This is a genomic window from Phycobacter sedimenti, assembly GCF_038148855.1.
GTDB lineage: Bacteria > Pseudomonadota > Alphaproteobacteria > Rhodobacterales > Rhodobacteraceae > Phycobacter > Phycobacter sedimenti.
Window position 1 is genome coordinate 306114 of the sequence record NZ_JBBVGR010000004.1, and the last position, 24862, is coordinate 330975.

At 60.1% G+C, this 24862-nt stretch carries 22 protein-coding genes; 8 read left to right on the plus strand and 14 right to left on the minus strand.

The genetic code is table 11. From position 1 onward, the window contains the following. Positions 1-26: 26 nt before the first annotated feature. Genes pheT through pheS form a run of 3 tightly spaced genes read right to left on the minus strand, consistent with a single transcriptional unit; the run spans position 27 to position 3972 of the window. Entirely contained in the window at positions 27-2423 is a 2397-nt protein-coding gene (gene pheT, locus AADA15_RS09465) for a phenylalanine--tRNA ligase subunit beta (RefSeq protein ID WP_341641310.1), read from the minus strand. Further along, positions 2420-2902, minus strand: a complete 483-nt coding sequence (locus tag AADA15_RS09470; protein ID WP_341641311.1) for a hypothetical protein — start codon at positions 2900-2902, stop codon at positions 2420-2422. The genes pheT and AADA15_RS09470 overlap by 4 nt, the downstream gene beginning before the upstream one ends. Continuing rightward, a complete protein-coding gene (gene pheS, locus AADA15_RS09475) occupies positions 2899-3972 on the minus strand; it encodes a phenylalanine--tRNA ligase subunit alpha (RefSeq protein ID WP_341641312.1) in 1074 nt (357 codons plus the stop codon). The genes AADA15_RS09470 and pheS overlap by 4 nt, the downstream gene beginning before the upstream one ends. Before the next feature lie 293 nt (positions 3973-4265). On the opposite strand from pheS, the gene AADA15_RS09480 reads away from it, so the two are divergent. After that, a complete protein-coding gene (locus tag AADA15_RS09480) occupies positions 4266-5267 on the plus strand; it encodes a hypothetical protein (protein WP_341641313.1) in 1002 nt (333 codons plus the stop codon). A gap of 127 nt (positions 5268-5394) precedes the next feature. Here AADA15_RS09480 and rplT read toward each other — a convergent pair whose 3' ends face one another. The 4 genes from rplT to pyk all read right to left on the minus strand — a co-directional run bounded on the left by rplT (position 5395) and on the right by pyk (position 7800). Further along, positions 5395-5760: a 50S ribosomal protein L20 gene (gene rplT / locus AADA15_RS09485; RefSeq protein WP_341641314.1), complete on the minus strand. Its 366-nt coding sequence runs from the start codon at positions 5758-5760 to the stop codon at positions 5395-5397. A gap of 15 nt (positions 5761-5775) precedes the next feature. Beyond that, positions 5776-5976, minus strand: a complete 201-nt coding sequence (rpmI, locus tag AADA15_RS09490) for a 50S ribosomal protein L35 (RefSeq protein WP_009178285.1) — start codon at positions 5974-5976, stop codon at positions 5776-5778. A gap of 115 nt (positions 5977-6091) precedes the next feature. Then, positions 6092-6313 (minus strand): hypothetical protein, encoded by a 222-nt coding sequence (locus tag AADA15_RS09495; RefSeq protein ID WP_341641315.1) that lies wholly within the window; start codon positions 6311-6313, stop codon positions 6092-6094. Positions 6314-6354: 41 nt separating this feature from the next. Continuing rightward, positions 6355-7800: a pyruvate kinase gene (pyk, locus tag AADA15_RS09500; protein WP_341641316.1), complete on the minus strand. Its 1446-nt coding sequence runs from the start codon at positions 7798-7800 to the stop codon at positions 6355-6357. Positions 7801-7930: 130 nt separating this feature from the next. Between pyk and AADA15_RS09505 the strand changes: the two genes are divergently transcribed. From AADA15_RS09505 to AADA15_RS09520, 4 genes are all read left to right on the plus strand, one after another. Then, positions 7931-8668, plus strand: coding sequence for an N-formylglutamate amidohydrolase (locus AADA15_RS09505; protein WP_341641317.1), 738 nt, complete (start codon positions 7931-7933; stop codon positions 8666-8668). 125 nt (positions 8669-8793) lie between these two features. After that, positions 8794-9033, plus strand: coding sequence for a DUF6868 family protein (locus AADA15_RS09510; protein ID WP_341641318.1), 240 nt, complete (start codon positions 8794-8796; stop codon positions 9031-9033). 96 nt (positions 9034-9129) lie between these two features. Beyond that, positions 9130-9444 carry a DUF1244 domain-containing protein gene (locus AADA15_RS09515; RefSeq protein WP_341641319.1) on the plus strand — a complete coding sequence of 105 codons (315 nt, stop codon included), beginning with the start codon at positions 9130-9132 and terminating at the stop codon, positions 9442-9444. Positions 9445-9593: 149 nt separating this feature from the next. After that, on the plus strand, positions 9594-10391 hold the full coding sequence (locus AADA15_RS09520; protein ID WP_341641320.1) for a DODA-type extradiol aromatic ring-opening family dioxygenase: 798 nt from the start codon (positions 9594-9596) through the stop codon (positions 10389-10391). Positions 10392-10418: 27 nt separating this feature from the next. Here the strand turns inward: AADA15_RS09520 and AADA15_RS09525 are convergent, their stop codons facing one another. The 6 genes from AADA15_RS09525 to dgcN all read right to left on the minus strand — a co-directional run bounded on the left by AADA15_RS09525 (position 10419) and on the right by dgcN (position 21814). Beyond that, positions 10419-13703: a hypothetical protein gene (locus AADA15_RS09525; protein WP_341641321.1), complete on the minus strand. Its 3285-nt coding sequence runs from the start codon at positions 13701-13703 to the stop codon at positions 10419-10421. Between the two features lie 79 nt (positions 13704-13782). After that, the gene (locus tag AADA15_RS09530) at positions 13783-15885 is read right to left on the minus strand and encodes a pentapeptide repeat-containing protein (RefSeq protein WP_341641322.1); all 2103 of its coding nucleotides are present in this window, start codon (positions 15883-15885) and stop codon (positions 13783-13785) included. A gap of 35 nt (positions 15886-15920) precedes the next feature. Further along, complete coding sequence (locus AADA15_RS09535) at positions 15921-18266, minus strand: pentapeptide repeat-containing protein (RefSeq protein WP_341641323.1); 2346 nt, start codon at positions 18264-18266, stop codon at positions 15921-15923. A gap of 620 nt (positions 18267-18886) precedes the next feature. Continuing rightward, the gene (locus AADA15_RS09540; RefSeq protein WP_341641324.1) at positions 18887-19750 is read right to left on the minus strand and encodes a D-amino-acid transaminase; all 864 of its coding nucleotides are present in this window, start codon (positions 19748-19750) and stop codon (positions 18887-18889) included. Between the two features lie 10 nt (positions 19751-19760). After that, the gene (dgcA, locus tag AADA15_RS09545; RefSeq protein ID WP_341641325.1) at positions 19761-20726 is read right to left on the minus strand and encodes an N-acetyl-D-Glu racemase DgcA; all 966 of its coding nucleotides are present in this window, start codon (positions 20724-20726) and stop codon (positions 19761-19763) included. 86 nt (positions 20727-20812) lie between these two features. Continuing rightward, complete coding sequence (gene dgcN, locus AADA15_RS09550) at positions 20813-21814, minus strand: N-acetyltransferase DgcN (protein ID WP_341641326.1); 1002 nt, start codon at positions 21812-21814, stop codon at positions 20813-20815. Between the two features lie 303 nt (positions 21815-22117). On the opposite strand from dgcN, the gene AADA15_RS09555 reads away from it, so the two are divergent. The 3 genes from AADA15_RS09555 to AADA15_RS09565 all read left to right on the plus strand — a co-directional run bounded on the left by AADA15_RS09555 (position 22118) and on the right by AADA15_RS09565 (position 24341). Continuing rightward, a complete protein-coding gene (locus AADA15_RS09555) occupies positions 22118-23077 on the plus strand; it encodes an L-malyl-CoA/beta-methylmalyl-CoA lyase (protein WP_341641327.1) in 960 nt (319 codons plus the stop codon). A 160-nt stretch (positions 23078-23237) separates the two neighbouring features. Beyond that, positions 23238-23657, plus strand: a complete 420-nt coding sequence (locus tag AADA15_RS09560; protein WP_341641328.1) for a Spy/CpxP family protein refolding chaperone — start codon at positions 23238-23240, stop codon at positions 23655-23657. Positions 23658-23735: 78 nt separating this feature from the next. Beyond that, positions 23736-24341, plus strand: coding sequence for a hypothetical protein (locus AADA15_RS09565; RefSeq protein WP_341641329.1), 606 nt, complete (start codon positions 23736-23738; stop codon positions 24339-24341). On the opposite strand, the gene AADA15_RS09570 is transcribed toward AADA15_RS09565, so the two are convergent. Then, positions 24338-24790, minus strand: coding sequence for an Lrp/AsnC family transcriptional regulator (locus AADA15_RS09570; RefSeq protein ID WP_341641330.1), 453 nt, complete (start codon positions 24788-24790; stop codon positions 24338-24340). The genes AADA15_RS09565 and AADA15_RS09570 overlap by 4 nt on opposite strands. Between the last annotated feature and the right edge of the window lie 72 nt (positions 24791-24862).

Here is a 24862-nt window from a genome sequence, read left to right on the forward strand (position 1 = left end):
TCCGGCAAAAATACAATCAGGGCGGGTTACCCGCGCAAGGAACCGCCTGTGGCCTTGGTCACCTTGGCGATGATCTTCTCACTCACCGCTTCGATGTCCTTTTCTTTTAGCGTCTTGTCGCTGGGCTGAAGGCGCACGGTGATGGCCAGGGACTTCTTGCCCTCGCCAAGGCTGCCGCCAATGAACTCATCGAAGACGCGCACGTCCTCAATCAGCGCCTTGTCGGCACCGGCTGCGGCATTGACCAGGGTCAGCGCCTCGACGCTTTCGTCCACCACAAAGGCAAAATCACGCTCCACGGCCTGCAGGTCGCTGATCGCAAGAGCTGCACGGGTTGCGCCCGAGTTGCGCGGCAGTGGCACTTCGTCCGGCCAGATGGTGAAGGCCACGGCAGGTCCCTTGACGCCCATCTCGCTCAGCACCTTGGGGTGCACTTCGCCAAAGACCGCCAGGACCTTCTTGGGTCCGAGACAAATCTTGCCATGACGCCCCGGATGCCACCAAGCGTCACCGTCCCGCAGGATCTGCACTTTGCTCGGCGCGCCGATGGCGGCCAGAACGGCCTCGACATCGGCCTTGGCATCGAAGGCATCCACGGGGCGAGCCGCGCCATGCACATCCTTGGGACCGGTACGTCCCACCAGAAGGCCCGCGATCTGATCTCGCTGCTCGCCCGGCTCACCGCCATGAAAGACGGGACCGGCCTCGAACAGGGCCAGATCCGCAAACCCCCGCGCCTGGTTGCGCGCGGCGGCCAGCAGAAGGCCCGCCAGAAGATCCGGACGCATGTGCGACATCTCGGACGAAATAGGGTTCGCCAGCATGGTCGTATCGGCACCACCGCCAAAGAGCGTCGCCGAGTCCTTGTCGATGAAGGTATAGCTGACGATCTCGTTGTAGCCGAGGCTGGCTGCCGTGCGCCGCGCCATCTGCTGGCGGCGCTGCTGCGGGGTCATCACCGGTTTCGGAATGCCCGGCGTCAGGCGCGCCAGCGGCTTGCCCTGAAGTTTGGTCAGCGAGGCGATCCGCGCCACCTCTTCGACCAGATCGGCCTCTCCCTGCACATCGGGGCGCCAACTTGGCACATGGGCCATGTTGCCCTCAAGCCGGAAGCCAAGTCGGGTCAGCGTCTGGCGTTGATCGCTTTCGGGGATATCCATGCCGACCAGAGACTGCACCCGGCTTGCGTCCAGTTTATAGGCGCGTGAATGATCCGGCACATCGCCCGCGATCACCACTTCGGAGGGCTCGCCGCCGCAGAGATCGAGGATCATCTGCGTCGCGCGGTGCAGCCCTTCGAGGGTGTATTCCGGATCCACGCCGCGTTCGAACCGGTAGCGCGCATCCGAGTTGATCTTCAGCGCGCGGCCCGTGGTTGCGATCTGCACGTGATCCCAGAAGGCGCTTTCGAGGAAGACATCGACGGTCTCCTCGGTGCAGCCGGTTTCCTCGCCGCCCATGATGCCGGCGATGCTTTCGGGGCCGTTGGCGTCGGAAATCACCATCTGGCCCGCGCCAAGGGTGTATTCCTTCTCATCCAGCGCCAGCAGGGTCTCGCCGCCCTTGGCGCGATGAACCCGCAGATCGCCCTGAACCTTTGCCGCGTCAAAGACGTGCAGCGGACGGTTCTGATCGAAGGTAAAGAAGTTGGTGATATCCACCAGCGCCGAAATCGGACGCAGACCGATGGCCGTCAGCCGGTCTTGCAGCCACTGCGGGCTGGGGCCGTTCTTGACGCCCTTGATCAGACGCCCGGTAAAGAGCGGGCAACCGTCCAGGGTATCTTCGTCGATCGTGACCTTGATCGGGCTTTCGAAATGGCCGGGGATGGTGTCAAAATCCGGTGTTTTCAGCGTCCCAAGACCCCGCGCGGCCAAATCGCGCGCAATCCCGTAAACACCCAGCGCATCAGGGCGGTTCGGGGTGATGGCGATCTCGATCATCGGATCGACCTTGGAAGGGTCGTTTTCCGCCAGCCAGTCGATCAGCCGGTCGCCCACCTCGCCCGAGGGGAGTTCAACGATCCCGTCGTGATCCTCGCCCAGCTCCAGCTCGCGCCAGGAGGCCATCATGCCGTGGCTTTCGACGCCACGGATCTTGCCCACCGAGAGGGTGATATCAAGGCCGGGCACATAGTCGCCGGGCTTACACAGCACCACGGTGATCCCTTCGCGTGCATTGGGCGCGCCGCAGACGATCTGCTTCTCGCCCTCGTCGGTCATCACGTTACATACGCGCAAACGGTCGGCATCGGGGTGCTGCTCGGCGCCCACGACCTTGGCCAGGGTAAAGCCTTTCAGCGCATCGGCCGGGTTCACGATCTCTTCGACCTCAAGGCCCAGATCGGTGAGGGTTTCGGCGATCTCCTCGACCGAGGCATCGGTGTCGAGGTGGTCTTTCAGCCAGGAGAGGGTGAATTTCATGTTCTTAGTTCCTTCACAGCGGCATCAAGAAGGTCATGATGTGCGTTTAAGAATTCCGGGGACAACCGAGATTGGTCAGCCAAAGTCTCACCGACTGTTAAGCTAGAGATTTCGGTGTTGAGTTCGCCGAGGTAGCGACGGACGGCATCACGCATTGGTTCTTCACAAAACAGCTGTACTAACGAAGCAGAAGCCCACAATCTGTCGAATTCGTTGGCCTCACGTACATCAGTCTTTCTTACGTAAAGAGCCGACTGGCGCAGAGCGAGCAGGTCTTTCAACGCTGACCTTTTTTCGGTCAATAGCTCTTTCTCTCGATCAGCTCTTTTCTCCACGACATAGCTTTGCTTCGCAACGATCCAAGCCCCAACGGCGGCAACAATTGCCGCAAAAACGGGAGACCAATCCGCAAAGGCCGCCAACCACGAGAAATCGTGACAGACGTTTTCACAAGCTGAAATCGTCGCAGTGTCCGTCACCGGCTCAAACCACCATGCAACGTCGGCACGTCTAGGCAGCTGAACCCATAATGACGCAGCCAGCGCAGGTCGCTGTCGAAAAAGGCGCGCAGGTCGGGGATGCCGTATTTCAGCATCGCAAGGCGGTCGATACCGATGCCGAATGCAAAGCCCTGATAAACGTCGGGATCGATGCCGCCGGCGGCAATCACCTTGGGGTGCACCATGCCGGAGCCGAGGATCTCCATCCAGTCGTCGCCCTCACCGATCTTCAGCTGGCCATTGTCCCAGGAACAGCGGATGTCCACCTCGGCCGAAGGTTCGGTGAAGGGGAAGTGCGAGGCGCGGAAGCGCAGCTCCACGTCGTCCACCTCGAAGAAGGATTTGACAAATTCTTCCAGCACCCATTTGAGGTTCGCCATCGAGATGTCCTTGTCCAGCGCCAGGCCTTCGACCTGGTGGAACATCGGCGTATGGGTCTGATCGTAGTCGGCACGGTAGACACCGCCGGGGCAGATCACGCGCAGGGGCGCGCCCATCTTCTCCATCGACTGGATCTGCACCGGGCTGGTATGCGTGCGCAGCACATGCGGCGGGCGATCATCGCCCTCGGCGCGGTGCATGTAGAAGGTGTCCATCTCGGCGCGGGCGGGATGGTGGCCGGGAATGTTCAGCGCATCGAAGTTGTACCAGTCGGTTTCGATCCGAGCCCCTTCTGCGACGGAAAAGCCGAGTTCTGCAAAGATCGCGGTCAACTCTTCGCTGGCCTGGCTGATCGGGTGCAGACTGCCCTGGCGCTGGGGCCGCGTCGGCAGGGTCACATCGAGCCACTCGGTGCGCAGGCGCTCGTCCAGCGCGGCATCGGCCAGCGCGGCCTTTTTCGCGGCCAGCGCCGAGTTGATCTCATCCTTCAGCGCATTGAGCGCCGGACCAACGGTCTGGCGTTCCTCGGGCGTCATCTTGCCCAATTCGCGCATCTTCAGGGCCACTTCACCCTTCTTGCCGACAGCGGCCAGGCGGATCGCCTCCAGCGCGTCCTCATCACGGGCATCGGCAATCTGCCCCAGATATTTTGCCTTAAGATCGTCCATGACGGTCCCCTGAATTTTGCTTGGCTCGTGCTACCACAGCAGCGGCTGAAAGCAAGACCCATCACGTCGCGCTGCCCCCTTGGATCGCCGTGCCCGCTGCTCCGCTGGGATCCGTGAACCAGGCCGAATTGGGATCCTCGCAGGCTGAACCTGTGACGCCCAGCGGCAGATGTAGACCGAAACAACGACAAACCATCAACAACTTTTACACACATGGAATTTGCAGAATCGCCTTTTGCGTGTGTGACTAAAGGCGTTCAGTTCACAGTTAATCGGAGGTTGGAAGAGCTCTCATGGATGGATCACGGATCAGCATGGACACGGTCTTCACAAGCGAACAGATTGAAGCGTTCAAGGCAGCAAGCGGATACATTACGTCCCACAAGATCGGCGGCGGCGGCGGCGGGCCGTTCGCGTCGGGATCAATACGCGAGCTGCGCTTCAGAAGCGGCACGAAGATCGACGCGATCCTAATCAACGGAGTGCAACATGGTGGCAATGGCGGAGGATTGTCGGATTCCGTACGCCTGACCCTCGACAAGCAGCTTCAGGACATCGGCTATGCAATGCAAGATGGGGTTCTGGGGTCGCTGACCTTCTACTTCACCGACGGATCCAAGGTATCGATCGGAGAGAACCGATCCGAAACCCGCGTGTCGACTGAACTGGGCTGCGACCCGGCAGACCTGCTCATCATTGCGCTTGGCGGTTGGAGTGGCGATTACCTGGATGCGCTGGATCCTGTCTGCGTCGTCGGGTTTTCCCAATCTTCGGTTCTGGATCAAAACGCCACTGCAGTGATCGGAGCCGTGCCCAAGGGCATCACACGCACCGAATACGTGGAAAATATCGCCAAACAGGCCGAATCCTACGAGCACGCCCTGACCCAGACCCACAGTGTCACCACAAGCGCCTCGGTCAGCGGCACCTACTATGTCACAGCCTCGTTGGAAACCGAATACAGCTACACCTGGACCTCTCAGACCAAGATCGGCAAGTCGATCGAGGACCAGCTGACCAACGCAACGACAGAAAAGATCACGCCGCCGGACGATGCCTATGCAATGTTTGAGATATGCCACGGCCAGATCATCGCACCGGGGGGCGACACCTCCAGAAGCATCTTCCTTCCTGTCGGCAATGTGACGTCAACCTATATCCCCGTCACCGATGCAACGATCGACAATGTGGTGGGAATGTATGACCTTGGCGGCTATTGCAACATGCTGCCGCCCTCCAAGGTCAAAGACACGCTGGATGCGGCCACGGGTCTCAACAAGATCGCAACGGCATAGCACTGATTTGGACATCTCGCCGCCTCGTGCGACAGTGCAAACAAAAAAGCCGCCTCGTTGAGGCGGCTTTTCCAATTTTGCTAACCGCTGCAAGACCGTCAAAGACGATCGGGCGGCCAGTGCGGGATCAGGCAGCCAGAGCGGACTGAGCCTGGCGAACGATCGCACCGAATGCCTCGGGCTCGTGCACGGCGAGATCCGCCAGAACCTTACGGTCGACTTCGATACCGGCCAGGTTCAGGCCGTTGATGAAGCGCGAATATGTCAGCGACTCGTCGTGGCTGCGGACAGCAGCGTTGATACGCTGGATCCACAGGGCGCGGAAATTACGCTTGCGCGCCTTACGGTCGCGGGTTGCGTACTGGTTCGCCTTGTCGACGGCCTGACGGGCGACCTTGAAGGTGTTCTTGCGGCGGCCGTAGTAACCTTTGGCGGCCTTGATGACCTTCTTGTGACGGGCGTGAGTTGTGGTACCACCTTTAACGCGGGACATGTGTCAAATCTCCTCTTAGCGGTCGTAGGGCATGAAGCCCTTGACGATCTTGGCGTCGGGGGCGGACAGGGTCGTGGTGCCGCGGGCATCACGGATGAATTTCTTGTGACGTTTGATCATGCCGTGGCGCTTGCCGGCCTGACCTGCCATCACCTTACCGGTGGCAGTCACCTTGAAGCGCTTTTTGGCGCTCGATTTCGTCTTCATTTTGGGCATTTCCGTCTCCTTCAATTCGGGTTCGGTCGATACGCGACTCGGCATGCCACTCTGGCCGGCCACGTGAACAGGGTCGCCGTGTACGAAAACAGGATGACAAGAGCAAGCGGTTTCTTCAGAAAAGACGGCCAATCACGCCGAAGAACACATCTGGCAACTCCTCAAGCCTGTATCCCTTCTGTCGCAACCAAACGGAATAGAGGATCAAGCCCGCGCTCAGGAAAAGCAGACCAGCCGCCAGAACAGGACGTCTCCCGTCGCTGAATGCGGATATCAAGGACACCAGCCCCAGGCCAGCCAAGAAAACCCCCAAGACAACCGCAAGATCACTGTCCACTTTGCGCCCCCTACCCGCAGGCATGCGGGCTCGGGGTCAGCCTATTCCGGGTCGGTGCTATAAATCAAACGCTCATCGCACGGCGCGACTCGTAGGATGTTGGTGGTTCCGGGGACGTTGAACGGCACACCTGCTGTCACCACGATCTGATCTGTCTCGGTTGCAAACCCGCCAGCGCGGGCGGCCCGCGCCGCGTTCACCACCGCTCCCTTGAATCGCTCCTGACTGCCGGTTACCACACAGTGGCAGCCCCAGCTGAGCGCAAGCCGCCGCGCGGTGCCTTCCAGCGGGGTCATTGCGATGATCGGCACACCGGGCCGCTCGCGCGCGGTCAACAGCGCGGTGGTCCCGCTTTGGGTGAAGCAGCAGATCGCCTTGATATCGGTCTTTTCCGCAATCTCACGCGCAGCGGAAACAATGGCATCGGCAATGGTCGTCCCCTTGGAGGAGCGCGACGCGGCGATGATCTGCGCGTAGGTTGGATCCGTTTCCACCTCGGCGGCGACATTGTCCATCGTCCGAACCGCCTCCACCGGGTACTGCCCTGCGGCGGATTCGGCGCTCAGCATAATCGCATCGGTTCCCTCGTAGATCGCGGTGGCCACGTCAGAGACTTCGGCCCGCGTGGGCATCGGGCTTTCGATCATGCTTTCCAGCATCTGGGTGGCAACGATCACCGGCTTGGCGGCGGCACGGCATTTGCGCACCAGACGTTTCTGGATCGGCGGCACGGCAGACACCGGCAGCTCGACCCCCAGATCACCACGCGCAACCATGATCCCGTCGGACGCATCGAGGATCTCCTCGAACTGCTCCACCGCCGAAGGTTTTTCGATCTTCGACAGAACCGCCGCACGGCCATCGACCAGCCCCTTGGCCTCGAACACATCCTTCGCCCGTTGCACGAAGGACAGCGCGATCCAGTCCACACCCAAGGCACAGGCGAATTCCAGATCGTCCCGATCCTTTTCGGAAAGGGCCGCCAGAGGCAGCACCACATCGGGCACGTTCACGCCCTTGCGGTTCGAAATGGTCCCGCCCGTCACCACGATGCAATCGGCAAAATCTGCGCCGCAGCGCTCCACCCGCAGACGAATCTTGCCATCGTTGACCAGAAGATGCGCGCCAGGTTCCAGCGCCTGGAAAATCTCGGGGTGCGGCAGGCAGACTCGCGCAACGTCCCCTTCGGAGGGGTCCAGGTCCAGGCGGAAGGACGCGCCCTCCACAAGCTCCTCGGCCCCGTTTGCGAAAACACCCACGCGCAGCTTTGGCCCCTGAAGGTCGGCGAGAATGCCGATCGAACTGTCAAGGTCCTGCTCCACCTGACGGATGATGCGGTGTTTCTCGGTGATCTCGGCATGGGTCCCGTGGGACATGTTGAGGCGAAAGACATCGGCGCCAGCCTCATGCAGGGCGCGGATCATGTCATAGGTTTCGGACGCAGGCCCCAGTGTGGCAACAATCTTCACGCTGCGAGAACGTTTCATCGGCAGGATCCTTCTGGTATCAGGTCTGTAGCGGGCGGCGTTACCGCAAACATGGTTGAGGTGCTTATGGCGCAATTCCCATTTTGCCGCAACTGCCCTAAAGGGAACGTCAACAAACGATGACAGAGTTATGACCTACGTACCCTACTATGTGCACGGGGCTGACCGCCCTGCCCGCTGGTTGATCACCTGCGATCATGCAAGCAATCATGTCCCCCCTTTCGTGAACGGCGGAGATCTTGGCCTTCCCCATGAGGACATGGAACGCCACATTGCCTATGACATCGGAGCCTATGCGGTTGCCCGCCACCTGGGCGAAATGCTGGACGCGCCGGTGGTGGCGTCCAATTTCTCGCGCCTTGTGATCGACCCCAATCGCGGCGAGGACGACCCGACCCTTCTGATGAAGCTCTATGACGGCACGATCATTCCCGCCAATCGCCATGCCGATGAGGCCGAGCGCGACGCGCGGCTGAACGCCTGCTATCGCCCCTACCACGCCGAAGTGGCCCGGCTGGCCGCGCGACCGGGCACTGTGATCCTCTCGATGCACTCCTTTACCCGCCAATTGCGCGGCCGCCCGCCGCGGCCGTGGGAAATCGGAATCCTCTATCCCGAGGGTGAAAGGTTTTCTCCGGCACTGATCGACTTGCTCAAGGCCGAGGGCGATCTTTGCGTCGGGATCAATCAGCCCTACACGGGCTATCTGCCGGGGGATGCAATCGACACCCATGGCACCGCGCACGGACGCCCGAATACCCTGATCGAGCTGCGCAGCGACCTGATCGCCGATGCAGCCGGTCAGCGCCGTTGGGCCAAGCGCCTGGCAAAGGTGCTGCCCCAGGCGCTTGTGGCCGCGCAAATCTAGGCTCCCCGGGCTTCAAGTCTTACGTGCCCGAACACCAAGGTTGCCTCATACGGGTGTGACGCGCAGAATGAATGACAAGCGCGAAACAGCGCCTCCCCCTCTTTGCCACATGCAGAGGACCTATGATGTCTCAAGATACCCTCGTTTCCCTTTTTGGCTGGCTCACTGCGCTCAACTTGGCGTTCCTGATGATTACGTCCGTTCTGCTTGTCAGTTTGCGTGACCGCTTTGCGGCCTTGCATGCCAGTCTCTTCGATCTCGATTTGAAAACGGTCAAGGCAGCCTATTTTTCATATCTCGCGACCTACAAGATCCTGACTTTTATATTCTGCCTGATGCCCTACCTTGCTCTCAGGCTGATCTGAACAGGTGGGGCGGCATTGCCCGCCAAGTAGTCCGCTGGTAGGCAAGTCCGCCAAGCCGCAATCATAAAACTCGAGCGCAAACCGGGAGAAAACCGCATGGACCAACAGACCGAGATCGAGCTGCAAGCCGCAGCATTCCGCCGCTTGCAGAAACACCTGATGGAAGACCGCACCGACGTGCAGAACATCGACCTGATGAACATGGCAGGCTTTTGCCGCAACTGCCTCAGCCGCTGGTACCAGGAAGCCGCCAATGAACGCGGCATCGAAATGGGCAAGACCGAAGCGCGTGAAATCTTCTACGGCATGACCATGGACGAATGGAAATCCAACTACCAGACCGAGGCCAGCCCGAAAAAACAGGCCGAGTTCGAGGTCGCCTTCAAGGAAAACGTGACCGACAAGTCGTGACCAGACAGATCCGCGTGATCACTCACGGATCGGCGCACATCCCCTGTTCCCTCCTGCGCCTAAAACAGGGCGGACCTCGTTGTTAGTGTGAGCGCAGGCGGCCCGCCCCTTGCCCGGCAGCCTGCGATACGCGCTGTTTGGAGGTCGTCATGACATCAGGGTTGCCCAGCTACTTCATCTCCCACGGCGGCGGGCCCTGGCCGTGGATCCCCGACATGAATGCTGCGCTTGCCCCACTCGCAGAGTCTTTGGCGCGCATGCCCGCCGAAATCGGGCAGCTTCCCAAGGCGGTTCTCATGATCTCGGGCCATTGGGAGGCAGAACGCTTTACCGTCATGACCTCGCCCCGCCCGCCGATGGTCTATGACTATTTCAACTTCCCGCCCGAGACCTACGAAATCCGGTATCCCGCCCCCGGTGCCCCTGATGTGGCAAAACGCGCTGCGGATCTGATCGCAGGCGCAGGTCTGCCAGTCGCCACGGACGCCCAGCAAGGCTTTGACCACGGCACTTTTGTTCCGATGGCGGTGATGTTCCCGGATGCGGATGTGCCGCTGTTCCAGATCTCCATGCGCCGCGGCTACAGCCCGGCCGAGCATTTCGCCCTTGGCCGCGCCCTTGCCCCATTGCGCGATGAAGGCGTACTGATCGTGGGCTCCGGCCTCAGCTATCACAACCTTTCAGAATTCGGACCGCGCGCCAAGGCCGCCTCCGAAGCTTTTGATGCCTGGCTGAACGAGGTGATGAGCCTGCCAGGCACAGAACGTACAGAGGCGCTATTGAACTGGGAAAGCGCCCCTTGTGCCCGCGCCTGCCACGCGCAGGAAGACCACCTTGTTCCCCTCTTTGCCGCGCTCGGCGCTGCCGAAGAGGAGGTGTCCAGCAGGGTCTATCACCAGAAAGACATCTTTGGCGGCGTAACCGCTTCCAGCTTTCGGTTCGGCTGACCCTCGGGCCAACAGGCAAGGGGCAGGTCAGCCCTGACCCGGCACAGGCAGGAGCCATTCGCTGATGGACAGCACCGTGCGCCCGTCAGGTCCGGTGTGGGACGTGGCTGGCCCTGAGGCCTTGCCTGCCGTGTTGGCAACCATCTGATAGTTCAGGGTATAAAGCGTGTGCCACATATCCACTGCGATGCGCGCGGCGGGGACACCGTTAGTGGTGACGATGGGCTTCATCTCAGAGCTTTTGGCTTTTTCCCCAAACCCATAGATGGCCACATTGTAGTCAGAAGGCGATTTGCCGGTGCCGGTGTAATAGAGAATGAAGATATAGGTCATGGATTTGTTACCCACCACGCACATGTCCAGATAGACCTCTCCATCATTCGGGATCGGCAGAATGGATGTGGCCGCGCCCTGGTCATCCAGAAAGCAGGATACAGGTCGCCCGAGCAGATCGAAAGCCTGCACACGACTTGCGGAGGTTTCCTGGCTGAAGACCTGGTCGAGGATCAGGAGCGTGCCATCATACGAACAGCCCAGCGCGACGGGGCGGAAGAGCAAACCTTCGCGGTTATCGATCAGGGCTTTGCCGGCATTTGTGCTGGCCACGGGGATGTCTGCGTCTGCCTTGCCCGCCTGATCAATATTCAGAATCATGACCTTGGCCGCTTTTTGATTCACCCCGATGAGATGGCCCGACGGATGCATCGCCGTATGGTCCGGGAAATACGGGAAACGGCCATGAGATTTGAGGCTTGGATCCGGCAGGGTTCCGGGGTCAAAATCGCCGGTGCTGGTCACGTCCACCTTACGCAGGTGGAACCCGCCGCCCTGGTCCAGTGAGGTGTCCTGCAGCCGCGGGTCCACGTAGTAGCAGCCCAGATCCACGTCCGTGGGGTCGGGTACAGGCCGGTCATTTTGCAGCACCCATTGGCCGTCCTTCATGAGGAACTTGGGAGGGAAAGGGTCGTAGATCAGCTCGGACTGATAGGTGAAACCCGCTGTCATCCATTTGACATCGGACATGGGGCGTCCGGGGATGTTCTGGCTTTGGAAGGCAAAGAGCTGGGTGTCGAACCCGCCCCCCGTGGCCGGAGCAAGCCCGGTACCCGCCGCCTTGAAGGATTGGCCGAGAACCGCATAGCGCTGGGACAGGGCCAGGGCCACGCATTCGGAAATCTCGTTTGCGTTCGAAGAGGTCGACAGGTTCGCCAGTGTTGCGGTGGGCGCGGTGGCTGTGTCGTTCCAGCTGTAGGCATCGTTTTCGTAAGTGAGAATGGCGCTGTGCTTGAAGGTCGAGCTTGCCGTGATGGGGATCGGCAGCTGCACAAGGTAGAGTGTCATGTCTGCCGTGACGTCTTCTTCGTTGTTCAGCCAGCCGGACTGGGCTTTGCCCGCCAGCCAGTTGTCGATGTAGAAATCCGCTTCGATCTTGACCTCACCGCCCAGCGTGTTGCCGTCAAATGCAAACTGGATCTGGGCATCGGTGAAATTGGCCGGGATGTCGAAGGTTTGCGACACCGTGGGACGCCCCTGGTTCTTGAAGATCATCTTGGCTTCGCAGCGGCTCGTGGTGCCCGCCTGACCCTGGGGCCAGGCTTGGTGGCGCGGATCGGGATGAACCGTGATGGTCGAAGTGATCTGTTCGGTCACCGTATTGGTGATGAACCAGGGCGAGGTGGCGACCTCGACAATTGTCTCGGCAAGCTGTGCCGTGCCCGTCGCGATGTTGAGCGCCACCACAAGCCACCCAGAGAAAGGGATTTCATCCTCGATCTCACCCTCGACAATCGTCGCCTCGCACCAGGCCAGCGCCTTGGTGAGCCCCTGATCGAAAAGGATCGAGCAAAGCGAAGTCAGCGCGCTCCAGTTCATCTTGTGATGGGCCGCCGAGGTGCCGAATTGCGCGCCGAAAAAGACAGTGCCCGCAGCAATAGCTGCGGCGATGACCTTTTTGTCCTGCATGATCTTGTAAAGCGGCATATAGCTCTGCGCGGCCACGGCAAAACCCATCAGAAAGGCCGGGATCGCGAGGTTCACAAGGCCGGTCATCACCCCGCCCGGCACGACGGCCGTGCCATAGGGAATGTCACCGGTTCCAAGGCCAACGCCAAAGATCCTGGCAGAGGTGGCCTTGGCCGAGGGGAAGGTGATATCTACCCCGTCACCATAGTTCAGCTGACCCGGGTTTGCGATAATCGGGATCGCCATGAAATTGTTGACTGGCGAGATCAGTCCCAGGCAGCGGTAGTTGTTGTTTTCAAAGCCGCTGATCCCGGGAATGCCGCAATCAAAGTTCCAGCCGCTCAGATCGATCAGGTTATCATTGGCATCATAAAAGGCGATATAGGCGCCAAGATAGCGGATATAGGTGTTGTCCATCTTGACGTTGATGGTGCGGGTACTGGCATCCTTGACGGAAAGACCGGTTTGCAACCCGTGCTGTTCACCGCTGACGGTCAGGGCTGCGGTCCAGTTGTCACCAGAGCCGCCCGCGCGAAGGGTCATCAACTCGCGCACCACCGGTTGCGCAGCTTCGGTCAGGTTGGCGCCCTCGCCGCCCGAGCTGCTTTGCACGCTGTCGCCGGTCTGCTGCTGCCACTTCTTGCCCTTCAGGTTGGGGTCGTTTTTCGTGGCGATCATCATGGCGGTCATGACGTCACCGGCCGCATCGATAATGGGCTGGGTGGGGACCTGCTGATAATGCGTGGAGGTCCCGTTGGAGGTCGTGACCTGCATCGGCTTGAGCACCGCCCAGCCTTCTGGGGTCACGCCTTCGGGTGTTGGCGGGCCAGCCTGGGCCATGGCGGTGGCCAGTTCGCTGACCATGCCAACGATCTTTTTCGAGTTTTGCTGATCGGTCATGAAGTCCATGACGATTGCCGCCACCTCGGGGTCATGGGTGATCAGATCGGGGTGGTGAAAGATCAGCGCAGCGGCGGTGGAGGTCCAGTTGATATGGTGATGGACCGGAGGCGCAGGATCGCCGCCAGCGGGTGGCTGCACAATGCCGGAATGGGTTGAGCCATGCGTGGCGTCATCGGCCACGTCAAATGTGTTCAGAGAATGCTTGATATGAACCCGCACCACCTGGTTGCGCGGCAACATCACCGGCTCGGGCGTAAAATGCGTCAGCTGGTGATCGGGCACTGCACCGAGGTGAGGTGCGGCTTTGCGCGCCTCTGCGCGGCTGGCATCATCATGTGGTACAAGCTCGTAACCGCGGCCCGCAGCGTGCAGCCAATGCTCTTCGCCCTCATGGGCTTGGGACAGGTCTGCATGAATGACGTGGTGCTGGTGATCAATGGTGGACATGTTCCGACTCCGCCAGAATTGGTGATTTAAACCGAGTGTGATGGCCCTGGACCCGACTGGGCCCAGAGCCGAGGGGACCTCAATTCGCCTGGTAGGAGGCTTGCGCAAGACCGCTTTGGCCCGGTGCGCCAGTGGGAGTCGTGCCATAGCCCGCCCCGCCTGTCCCCGCAGCGCCCGATGCGCCGGGGTAGATCGAGGTCGGAGCCTGAGTGTATTTGGACGTGCCGACCAGCACGATGCCAACCGACGGGCCGCCATTGCCGCCCGCGCCCCCACCTGACGCGCCGCCATCGCCGCCTTTGCCACCCGGGCCGCCGTTGGCTCCGCCGCTCGACCCCGTGCCGCCTGCGCCGCCTGTACCGCCCTTGGCTCCAGCGCCGCCATCGCCGCCACTGCCGCCCTGGGCACCGGTCACCTTGAGCTTGGAGGTGACGGTCAGATCCGTGTTGATCAGCACAATGGCAAAGGTTCCACCGCCCATCGGACCGCCTACGCCGCCATCCGCGCCACAGCCCCCAGAACCCCCACCGCCACCGGTGCCACCGCTCCCACTGCCAACGCCGCAAGAGCTGAGGAACTTGCAATGCTCCGAAATGTTGGGGCTCGAGGCTTCGCCGCCACCACCACCGCCGCCATCATTGCCGCGCTGGCCACCTGCACCGGGCGAAGGTGTCCATGCGCCCGTTGCGACGTCAAAAGAGCCGACACGATTGCTCGAGGCCGCAGCCTGCTGCGAGGCGCTGGCGCCTGTTACACCATTGCCGCCGCTGCCTGCCGTGCCATGCGAGCCGCCAAAATAACAGGCCAGCTTGGAATTACCCTGCGGGGCACCGCCACCAGCCTGACCGTAGGAGCCGCCGTTACCCCAGTTACCCGGTCCGTTTTGAGAACAATGGTAGCTGCACCCGGAGGCCCAGTTGCCACTGCAGCTGGTGTTGAGCGCATAGCCCGGCGCCCCCGCGCCACCCGCCGCGTCAGAGGCCGTGCATTTATTGGCTCCGGCGGTTACGCCGGACCCCGCTGCGCCATCCGTGCCCGCCCCCGCGCCCGTCTGGTTCGCCGCATCGGTGCCGGTACCGGCCTGAACGTTGACATTCGCCATGGTGAGACCGGTCATGCTGATGAACTGCATGGTGACAGAGGCGTCATTGGCGCTGGTCGATGGTGTGCCGATCACGATCAGGTTCGAAAGGTTCGACGTGATCCCGGACCCGCCCGAGATGGCCGGGGCGCCACCCGTCGGTGCAATGATGGTAGACTGGTAGGACGACGAGGGCTGACCCTGAACATATCCGCCAACAAGGTTCACTTTGTCAGCCAAGGCGAGCGTCGCGCTGAGCGTGTACTTGCCATAATCGATCAGCACATCGCAGGTCCCGCCCGAAGCCGCGCACCGGGCAATCCCCTCGCCAACAGTCAGACAGGCGCTTGCATAAGTCGCGCCGCATGTCGCGCTGTCGGTACCTTGCGGCGAAACATAGATCGCGCTCGCGGCGGTCGAGGCAGACCCCACCCGCCCTGCCGCTAGACGCGCCCGCGCCATTGGCGAGGCAAAGGCGAAATTGTCCGCTCCGGCTGCTTGATCCCCTACAGGCGTATTGGTCTCCTGCGGAGCCAGAGGCGATAACCGCTGAAGTTCAGCCGGATCGATCGCGGCACCCAGGTTTTCGCAATCGGGCACCTCTGCGTTCTGCAGGTCGAGATACTGGAACAGCCAGGGAAACTCGCAATCCATCCGCATGTCGCTGAAGATCGGCCCCGAGACCGACGCATCATAGTCCAGGGTCGGGCCGAAATCCGCCTTTGTCTTGTCGATTCCACTGAAATTCGCACCGGTCAGGGTGGCATATTGAAAGGACACCAGCGTGGTGAGCCTGGCGTCTGTGAAGTTCGCATCTGTAAGATTGGCCAGATCAAAACTGGTCGCGCCCAGATCGCTGGCGCTGATCGTGCTATTGTCAAAGGTCGCGTCGGTCAGGTTGGCCTGATCAAAGACCACCCCTGCCAAAGTCGCGCCGGTGAAATCGGCACCGCTCAGATCCTGGCCCAAAAAATTGATATCCGTGAGTGTCTGGCCGGAATAATCGCTCTGGGCCGAAGCTGCCGATCCGAAAGCAAGAAACACCGTGCCGACCATCAGCCTGCCCGCCCCCTTCACGGGTTTGAAACAAAGAAGACTCATGCAATTTCCCCTTACTTTTGAGTATCAGTTTCTAATTATTTGCAATCCCCACATGTATTTGGATCACAGGAGCACCCAAATTGATCGGAAACACTTTTCTCCACCTCAAGAGTGCCGCATTGAAAACATGCATTTCCATTGAGCTTAAGGTAAAAAAGACTGCCACTTCCATTACTCCAAAGCGACGAAACGGAACCGATTGTCGTGAGGCGATTGGACTGCAGGTAAATGGTATTCGCATCTGTCAGCAAATCTGCATCCCCGATGCTGGTGATGCTGTTGAAGGACAGATCGAGAAAGGACAGGTTGTTTTCCCGCGTCGCAAAGAAATCGACCGTACCGCCCAGCTGGTTATGGGCGAGATCCAGATAGGTCAGATAGCTGTTGGGCGAGACGGTGACCGCCGTCAGCTGATTGTTCGACGCGGCCAGGTAGTTGAGCTCGGTCTGATCATTTGAAAAGGTGAGGCTTGTATAGTTATTGTAACCAAGCTTGACCTCTTCGAGCTGGTCGGAAAATCCCGTAAAATCCCCGGCCCCTGCCAGCTGGTTGCCGGTCAGATCCAGGGTCACGAGGTTTGGGAAATTCTTCTTTTCAAGCCCCGCCAGATCGCTGATCTGGCGCTCGCCGCAGCTGAGATTTTGCAGCGCCTTTGCCGCCGTGACTGTGATGGGCCTGTTGGCCCCGTTATAGATCGTGTCTTGCAGACATTTCTTGAGGTTCGCATCCGGGATTATCACGGTCTTGGGCTGTTTGCCGCAGGTGGGCTTGGTCCACAGCACCTCGGAGCGCCCATTGGGGTTACACAGGTTCGAAGTCCAGTTCGGAACCAACCAGTCGGATCCGGTGCACGAAAGCGTATCGCCATTTGGGCATGTTACCGAGGCCCCGTCAGGCACGGTTGGCAGTACGGTGTGACCATAGGCAATGCCATCCTTGTCATATCCGCAAAAATACGTCTGGTCCGCCTGTGGGCAACACTGGCTGTCTGGCGGCATCACGGCGGCCTGAAAATTGGCCTTGGACAAGACCGCACTGCTGAACGTGGTCCCACCTAACTGGGCACACAGGAAATTCACCCCCTCGCCGGTCTTGGCTGCCGTCAAGTTGGTCGAGGCAAAAGAGGCGGAGTTCAGGGCGGCGTTGGTAAAATCCACATCCTGCAAGGTGGCGCCGTCAAACACGGCCGAGGTCAGGTCCGAAAAGGAAAAGCTGGTCCCGCTCAGCGTTGTGTTGCGAAAGCTCGAACCGCTCAGGTCGGTATTATTGGTAAAGCTGACATTGTTCAGCGCGGCACTCTCGAAATCGGCCTTGATGAAACTTGCCCCAATGATCGAGGCGCCCTTGTTGTTGGCATCAGGCTGGAAGTTCGCGTTTTTGAACGACGTGCTGGTACCGACCGAGTTATGGAACTGCGCGGTTTGCAGGGAGCTGTGATCAAACACCGTGTTGTTCAGGTTTGCGTTGTTGAACTTGGCCAATTTCAGGTTCGATGCGGTCTGGGAATAGAACGAGGCTTCGGTGAAATTCGCGCCACTCGCGTCTGCGCCAACCATTGTGACGCCGTCCAGCTTCACCAGGCTCAGATCTGAAGATCGCAGGCTGCTGCCGCTGAGATCTGCGCCGTTCAGGATAGAGCCGACCTTTCTGCCCGCGTCGTAGAAACTGAAACCGTCAAATACCATCCCCTTGAGCACAGCATCGGACATGTCATGCCCCGCCGGAGCAAAGTTGGATGGGGCAAGGCCGATGAGTTTTGTGCATTCAAAAGCGGTGTTTTGCCAGAAACTGGGATTGGGGGTCATGTTGTTGAGCGGGAAGAGAAAGCTGCTGGCGTCTTCGGCAATGCCCAGCTTGGCATAGGCGAAATTGGTTCGCCCGGATGCCCCCCCGCTCACGGACAACACGGGGCCAAACTTGGCGTTTATGGCATTTGCGCAGGTGAAGTCAGTGCCTTCAAAAGTCGCAAATTGCAGATCGGCACCAGACAGGTCCGCGCCGGTAAAGCATGTTCCTTTGAGGGTCGAATTGCTCAGGTCCGTACGCGTGCCGTCGCTGTTTGCCTTGAACACAGCCCCCTTGAACGTGGCGCCGGTCAGATCCTGATTGCCGAAATTCACGCCGATCAAGGTCGTCCCGCTGAAATCCGCTCCGAGCAGGTATCCCGGCCCCTTGTCGCCGAAATTCACGTTTTGGATGGTCTGGCCTGCAAAATCGACACCACCGCCAACATTCGGGCAGACCGGCGCAGCCGAACAATAGGTAGCCGTATCCTCGCAATAATTGGTTGCTGCCTGCGCGCGGCCAAATATCAGGGCGACACAAAAGAACACTGCAACGCAAATTGCATTCAGGCGCAGATTCAGAGTAACAGAATACATCTCACCCCCAAATATTTTCACAAAAAAAGCTATAGCTTTGGACTGCCCACAGGATCGGATTTCAAACTGAAAAACCGCACAACGCATGGGTCAGAAGCGATATTCAGAGCAGGACACTTTGGGCAAGTCGACACATGCGGCCCGCGATCAATCTAGAGTAGAAAACATCAACTCGCAAGGTTAATACTACCATAGCGATTATTTAAATTTGCATTATTAATAAACCACAAAAACTTCTATTCACTCATACTCTTCAATACTTCGGTGCGTCCTCATGCGGAAGCGTGGACAGCACGCCCTTTGAACGGAGGCCCCCCTCCATGGAGTCGGGTTGCATTGAGTTTCAAGGCAATGTGGGAGGCACGGCCGGGGGTCATTGCGCGACACAGGGATGATGCCGCAATTGCAGACACGGCGATTGCCGAAGCAGAACGCAAGATCGGTATCGTGCAGCAAGCGCCGCTCGGGCGGCGGAAGCTTTTCTGGCGTGGCTCCGATTTGGACCAAATGGCGGTATTTGGAACAGCCGACCGCAAGCGACCGGAGCTGCTGCGGCAGACGAAAAAAGGCCACCATCACTGGCGGCCTTTTTCACTGATACAGGTGATTTTCAGATACGATCAGACTGCGGCCTTGACGGACTCTTCCAGGTAGATCTCACGCAGGCGTTTGGCGATCGGGCCCGGCGTTCCATCTCCAAGCGAAACGCCGTCGATCTCCACCACCGGCATCACAAATGCGCTGGCCGAGGTGGTAAAGGCTTCATCGGCCTCTTTCGCCTCATCAATTGTGAACAGACGTTCTTCGACCTTCAGCTGGGCTTCCTCCGCCATGCGCAGAACTGCCTTGCGGGTGATCCCGTGCAGGATATCGTTGGACAGCGGGCGCGTCACGATCACACCGTCCTTGACGAAATAGGCGTTGTTCGAGGTGCCCTCGGTCACATAGCCATCCTCGATCATCCAGGCATCATCGGCACCGGCCTTCTTGGCCATCATCTTGCCCATGGAGGGGTAAAGGAGCTGCACCGTCTTGATGTCACGGCGGCCCCAGCGGATATCCTCGATCGAGATGATCTTGGCGCCTTTCTTGGCGGCGGGGCTATCGGCCAGACCCGGTTTGTTCTGGGTGAACAGCACGATCGACGGCTTGGTGGTCTCCGGGTCCGGGAAGACGAAATCGCGGTCGCCATCGGAACCACGTGTGACCTGCAGGTAGACCAGCCCTTCGTCGATGCCGTTCAGTTCCACCAGCTTGCGGTGGATCTCCAGCAGTTCGTCCTTGCTGCAAGGCTCCTGCATATCCAGCTCATCCAGCGAGCGTTTCAGGCGCACGGCGTGGCCTTCAAAATCAATGAGCTTGCCGCCCAGGACCGAGGTCACCTCATAAACCGCATCCGCCATCAGGAAACCACGGTCGAAGATCGAGATCTTCGCTTCGTCTTCCGGCAGGTATTCGCCATTCACATAAACAGTACGGGTCATTGTCGTCTCCTCAGCCCCAGAGTTCTGCCTTGGGCGGATGCACACCGGCAGCGTCATATTCCATTGTGACTTCGCGGTCTTCGGACAGAAGCAGCGGCCCGTCAAGGTCCGTCACCATCGCGCCCTGCGCCAAAAGCACCGCAGGCGCCATTGCCAGAGACGAGCCCATCATGCAGCCGACCATCACCTCGTAACCTTCGGCCAAAGCCGCTTCACGCAGCTTAAGCGCCTCGGTCAATCCGCCGGTCTTGTCCAGCTTGATGTTGACCACATCGTATTTGCCTTTCAACTTTGGCAGGCTGGCGCGGTCATGGCAGCTTTCATCAGCGCAGACAGGCACCGGGCGCTCCATTCCGATCAGGGCATCGTCATCACCCGCGGGCAGGGGCTGCTCCACCAGCGAGACGCCAAGACGCACAAGATGCGGCGCGAGATCTGCGTAGACTTCCGCGCTCCAGCCTTCGTTGGCGTCGATGATGATCTTGGCATCGGGAGCACCGGCGCGCACGGCCTCAAGCCGGGGCATGTCGTCGGCGGTGCCGAGCTTGATCTTCAAAAGCGGGCGATGGGCATTCTCGGCGGCCTGCTCCTGCATCACCTCGGGCGTGTCGAGCGACAGGGTGTAGGCGGTGATCTCAGGCCCCGGCTTTTGCAGGCCCGCCAGCTCCCAGACGCGCTTGCCGGCCTGTTTCGCCTCCAGATCCCACAGAGCACAATCCACGGCGTTGCGGGCAGCACCTGCGGGCAGAAGGGACTGCAGTTCTGCCCGGGTAAAGCTCTCGGGCAGGCCCATGATCTCGGCGGTCACACTTTCCAGGGTTTCGTCATAACGGGCGTAAGGCACGCATTCGCCCCACCCTGTCACCCCGTCCTGTTCGACCCGGACGGTCAGCACCTTGGCCTCGGTCCGCGAGCCGCGGGAGATGGTGAAGGCCCGCGCCAGTTTGAACACATCCGGCGTCACGGTGACTTTCATGATTGATCCTTTCGAGGTCTTGATCGGAGTTCTTGGCGGATTGGACATGAAAAGGGCGCCTGTTGCCAGACGCCCCCTCATAGAAATCAGATTGCGGCCAGCGCGTCCACCAGGCGGCCAGCGCCGTGGCGATAGGGATCAACCGCAGGCAGGCCCATACGCTTTTCGACTTCTTCCAGATAGGCCACGGCCTCTTCTTCGTTCAGATGCTGGGTGTTCACCGAGATACCGACAACCTGGCAGGCCGGGTTGGATTTCCGGGCCAGCGGCAGCGCGGTGTCGCGCAGCTCTTCCAGGGTTGGCAGGCTGTAGCCCGGTAGACCGCGCATATGTTCGCGGGTGGGTTCGTGGCACAGGATCAGCGCGTCGGGCTGACCGCCATGAACCAGGGCCATGGTCACACCGGAATAGGAGATGTGGAACAAGGAGCCCTGCCCTTCGATCAGATCCCAGTGATCCTCGTCGTTGTCCGGGGTCAGGTACTCGATGGAACCGGCCATGAAGTCGGCAATCACCGCGTCCAGCGGTACACCATGGCCGGTGATCAGGATGCCGGTCTGGCCGGTGGCGCGGAAGGAGGACTTCATGCCACGTTTCTGCATCTCGGCGTCCATCGCCAGTGCCGTGTACATCTTGCCAACCGAACAATCGGTGCCAACGGCCAGGCAACGCTTGCCTTTGCGTTTGACGCCATTGGCGATCGGGTAGCCGACCGACGGCACGCGGACGTCATGCAATGTGCCGCCATGGGTCTGGGCCGCCGCCACAAGGTCGCCCTCGTCACGCAGCAGGTTGTGCAGGCCAGAGGCGATGTCATAGCCCATTTCCAGCGCCTTGATCAGCACCTCTTTCCACGCGGGGGAGATAATTCCGCCACGGTTGGCAACGCCGATGACCAGGGTCTTTGCACCGGCGGCCTTGGCTTCTTCCAGGGTCATCTCGGTCAAGCCAAGGTCTGCACCGCAGCCCGGCAAAGATATCTGACCGACCGCGTGATCCGGGCGCCAGTCGCGGATGCCAATGGCAACCTTGGCCGCAAGCATGTCGGGCGCATCGCCAAGGAACAGCAGATAGGGTGTCTCGATCATCTCGGGCCTCCGTTAATCATGATTCAGACGGACATTAAAGTTAGAGCGCCGCGAAGCGGTCCCATTTTTGCATTTGCAGGAAAGCCCTATTCGAAGATTCTTCGAAGAATGGTGAAAGCTGCCGAAGAAAATACCCCGTAGGCGCCTCTTCCCGCTCACTCTTACGCGGCGGCAAGACATTTTTCCGCCACGCGCCCCGGCAATGCTGCGACTGCAAACTTCCCCTTGCAAGCCTTTGCGCAATTTCATACCACGATGGCGATCAAAATCGTAATTTCATTACCCTATCAGGGAGCGCCATCCATGAGCTTTCGCATCCAGCCCGCCGCCCCGGCACGCCCCAACCGCTGCCAGCTGTTCGGCCCCGGCTCCAACACCAAACTCTTTGCAAAAATGGCCGCTTCGGCTGCGGATGTGATCAACCTTGATCTGGAAGACTCGGTTGCGCCCACCGACAAGGACGTGGCCCGCGCCAATGTGATCGAAGCGCTGAACACCGTCGATTGGGGCAAGAAATACATGTCGGTCCGCATCAACGGGCTGGACACGCCCTATTGGTACCGTGACGTTGTGGATCTCTTGGAGCAGGCAGGCGACCGTCTGGACCAGATCATGATCCCAAAGGTCGGCTGCGCGGCGGATGTCTACGCCGTCGATGCGCTGGTCACCGCCATCGAGCGCGCCAAGGGCCGCACCAAGCCGATTTCCTTTGAGGTGATCATCGAATCCGCCGCTGGCATCGCCCATGTGGAAGAGATCGCCGCCTCCTCTCCTCGCCTGCAGGCGATGAGCCTTGGCGCAGCCGATTTTGCCGCCTCCATGGGCATGCAGACCACCGGCATCGGCGGCACGCAGGAAAACTACTACATGCTGCGCGAAGGCGTGAAACACTGGTCCGACCCTTGGCACTGGGCGCAGGCCGCCATCGTCGCCGCCTGCCGCACCCATGGCGTGCTGCCCGTGGACGGCCCCTTTGGCGATTTCTCGGACGACGAAGGCTACATCGCACAGGCAAAACGCTCGGCAACGCTGGGCATGGTCGGCAAATGGGCGATCCACCCCAAGCAGATCGCCCTGGCCAACGAGGTCTTCACTCCCTCGGAAGAAGCCGTGGCCGAGGCGCGCGAGATCCTCGCCGCGATGGAACAGGCCAAGGCCAATGGCGAAGGCGCCACGGTCTACAAAGGCCGCCTGGTTGATATCGCCTCGATCAAACAGGCCGAGGTCATCGTCGCCCAGGCAGAGTTGATCGCAGCAAGCTGATCCTTCCAAATGCCATACAAAAGGGCGTCCGCCATCCGGGCGCCTTTTTTTTGCATCCGACCGCCAAAAACACATTCCATTTTATTGATGTAAATCAAGGCCGATGGCATGCGGTTCGGGAATGGTGCCAGCAACCCAACTGGCAACCACTGGAAACGACATGAAAAAGATCCTTCTTTCCGCCGCTCTTGTTCTGGCAACCGCGACCGCCCTTCCCGCCCAGCAGGGAAAAAACCGGAGCGAGTTGTCCGCGCCCATCGTGCGCCTGACGCCGCTGGTCAAACAGAACGCCGATGCGCTTGGCCTGACTGCAGAGCAACGCGCCAATCTGCAGAACTGGCTGGCAACCAGCCCCGCCAAGCGCAAGGCGCTGGAAGCCGAGGCAATTGCAGCACGTGCCGCCCTGCGCGCGGCCATCCTGGATGGCGCCCCTACAGAAGAGCGCGCCGCGCTAGCTGCCAAGATCGGTGAGTATGAAGTCAAGCTGGTGACCATGCGCTCCAACTGCGCGGACCACTGGCGCGCGGTTCTGACCCCTGAACAATTCGCCCAATTGGTGGCTCTGGCGCAGCAGAAGTAGACTCATTTCGCTTTTCAGGCCGGCCCCGTTGCTATTCGCGGTACATTCCGCAACTGATGGGAAAACAGCGGGGCCGACATGACAGATCTGACATTGTTCCACACGGCCGACATCCATGTGGAGACATTCCAAGCCCTGGCCCCTGAGGCAAACCTGGTCCATGTGGTCCGCCCCGACTGGTTGGAGCGCGCCCAAGGCGGCATTGATTCAGCTCTCAGGCAGGAGATCACTCAGACCATCAAGGCCGCGCAGGGGCCACGTCTATGCACCTGCACCTCTCTCGGCGCAGTGGCTGAAGAGGCCGGCGCCACGCGCCTCGATTGGCCGATGATGCAGAGAGCAGCCGAGATCGGCGGCCCTGTGATGCTCGCCTATTGCCTTGAAAGCACCCGCGCGCCCTCCACTGCCCTTCTGGAGCGCGCATTTGGCGAACAGGGAAAAGGCGCAGAGATCCGCAGCCTGCCCTTGGCCGGGCTGTGGCACCATTTCACCGATGGCGACACCGAAGAGTTTCACCGTCAAATTGCCGCCTGGGTGGGGACATCCCTTGCCATGGTCGCAGACACGTCTTGCGTGGTTTTGGCGCAGGCTTCCATGGCAGGGGCCGCGCGGTTCATCGACAGTGACGTGCCTGTGCTGACCTCGCCCGAAATCGCGATCCGTGCCCTTTTGGCAGACGCCTAAGCGCGCATGTCCTTGGGCGAACCCATGACGACATAGGTAGTGATCGCGGTGACATAGGGCGAGGTGCCCAGAATATCCGTGTGAAACCGCTTGTAGCTCGGCAGGTCCGCGCATTCGACGCGCAAGAGGTATTCGATGGTCCCGGTAATATTGTGGCATTCCACCACCTCCGGCGCGGCCTGCATGGCGCGCTCAAAAGCCTGTTGAGCCTCCTTCGTGTGTTCGCCAAGCCCCACCCCGATGTAGGTGACAAAGCCGACGCCCATCGCCTCGCGGTTAAGAACTGCCTTGTAGCCGGTGATAACCCCGACACGCTCCAATTCCTGCACTCGGCGCAGGCACGCCGAAGGTGACAGGCCAACACGATCGGCGAGTTCCAGATTGCTGATGCGCCCATCGCGGGACAGCTCCAGCAATATTTTTTGGTTCATCTTGTCATTTTTCGCCATGTATTGTGAAAATAGGCATCAGACGCCCTAAAACGCAATTTCATTCTGCCACCTACGCGTCAGATTCTCCTC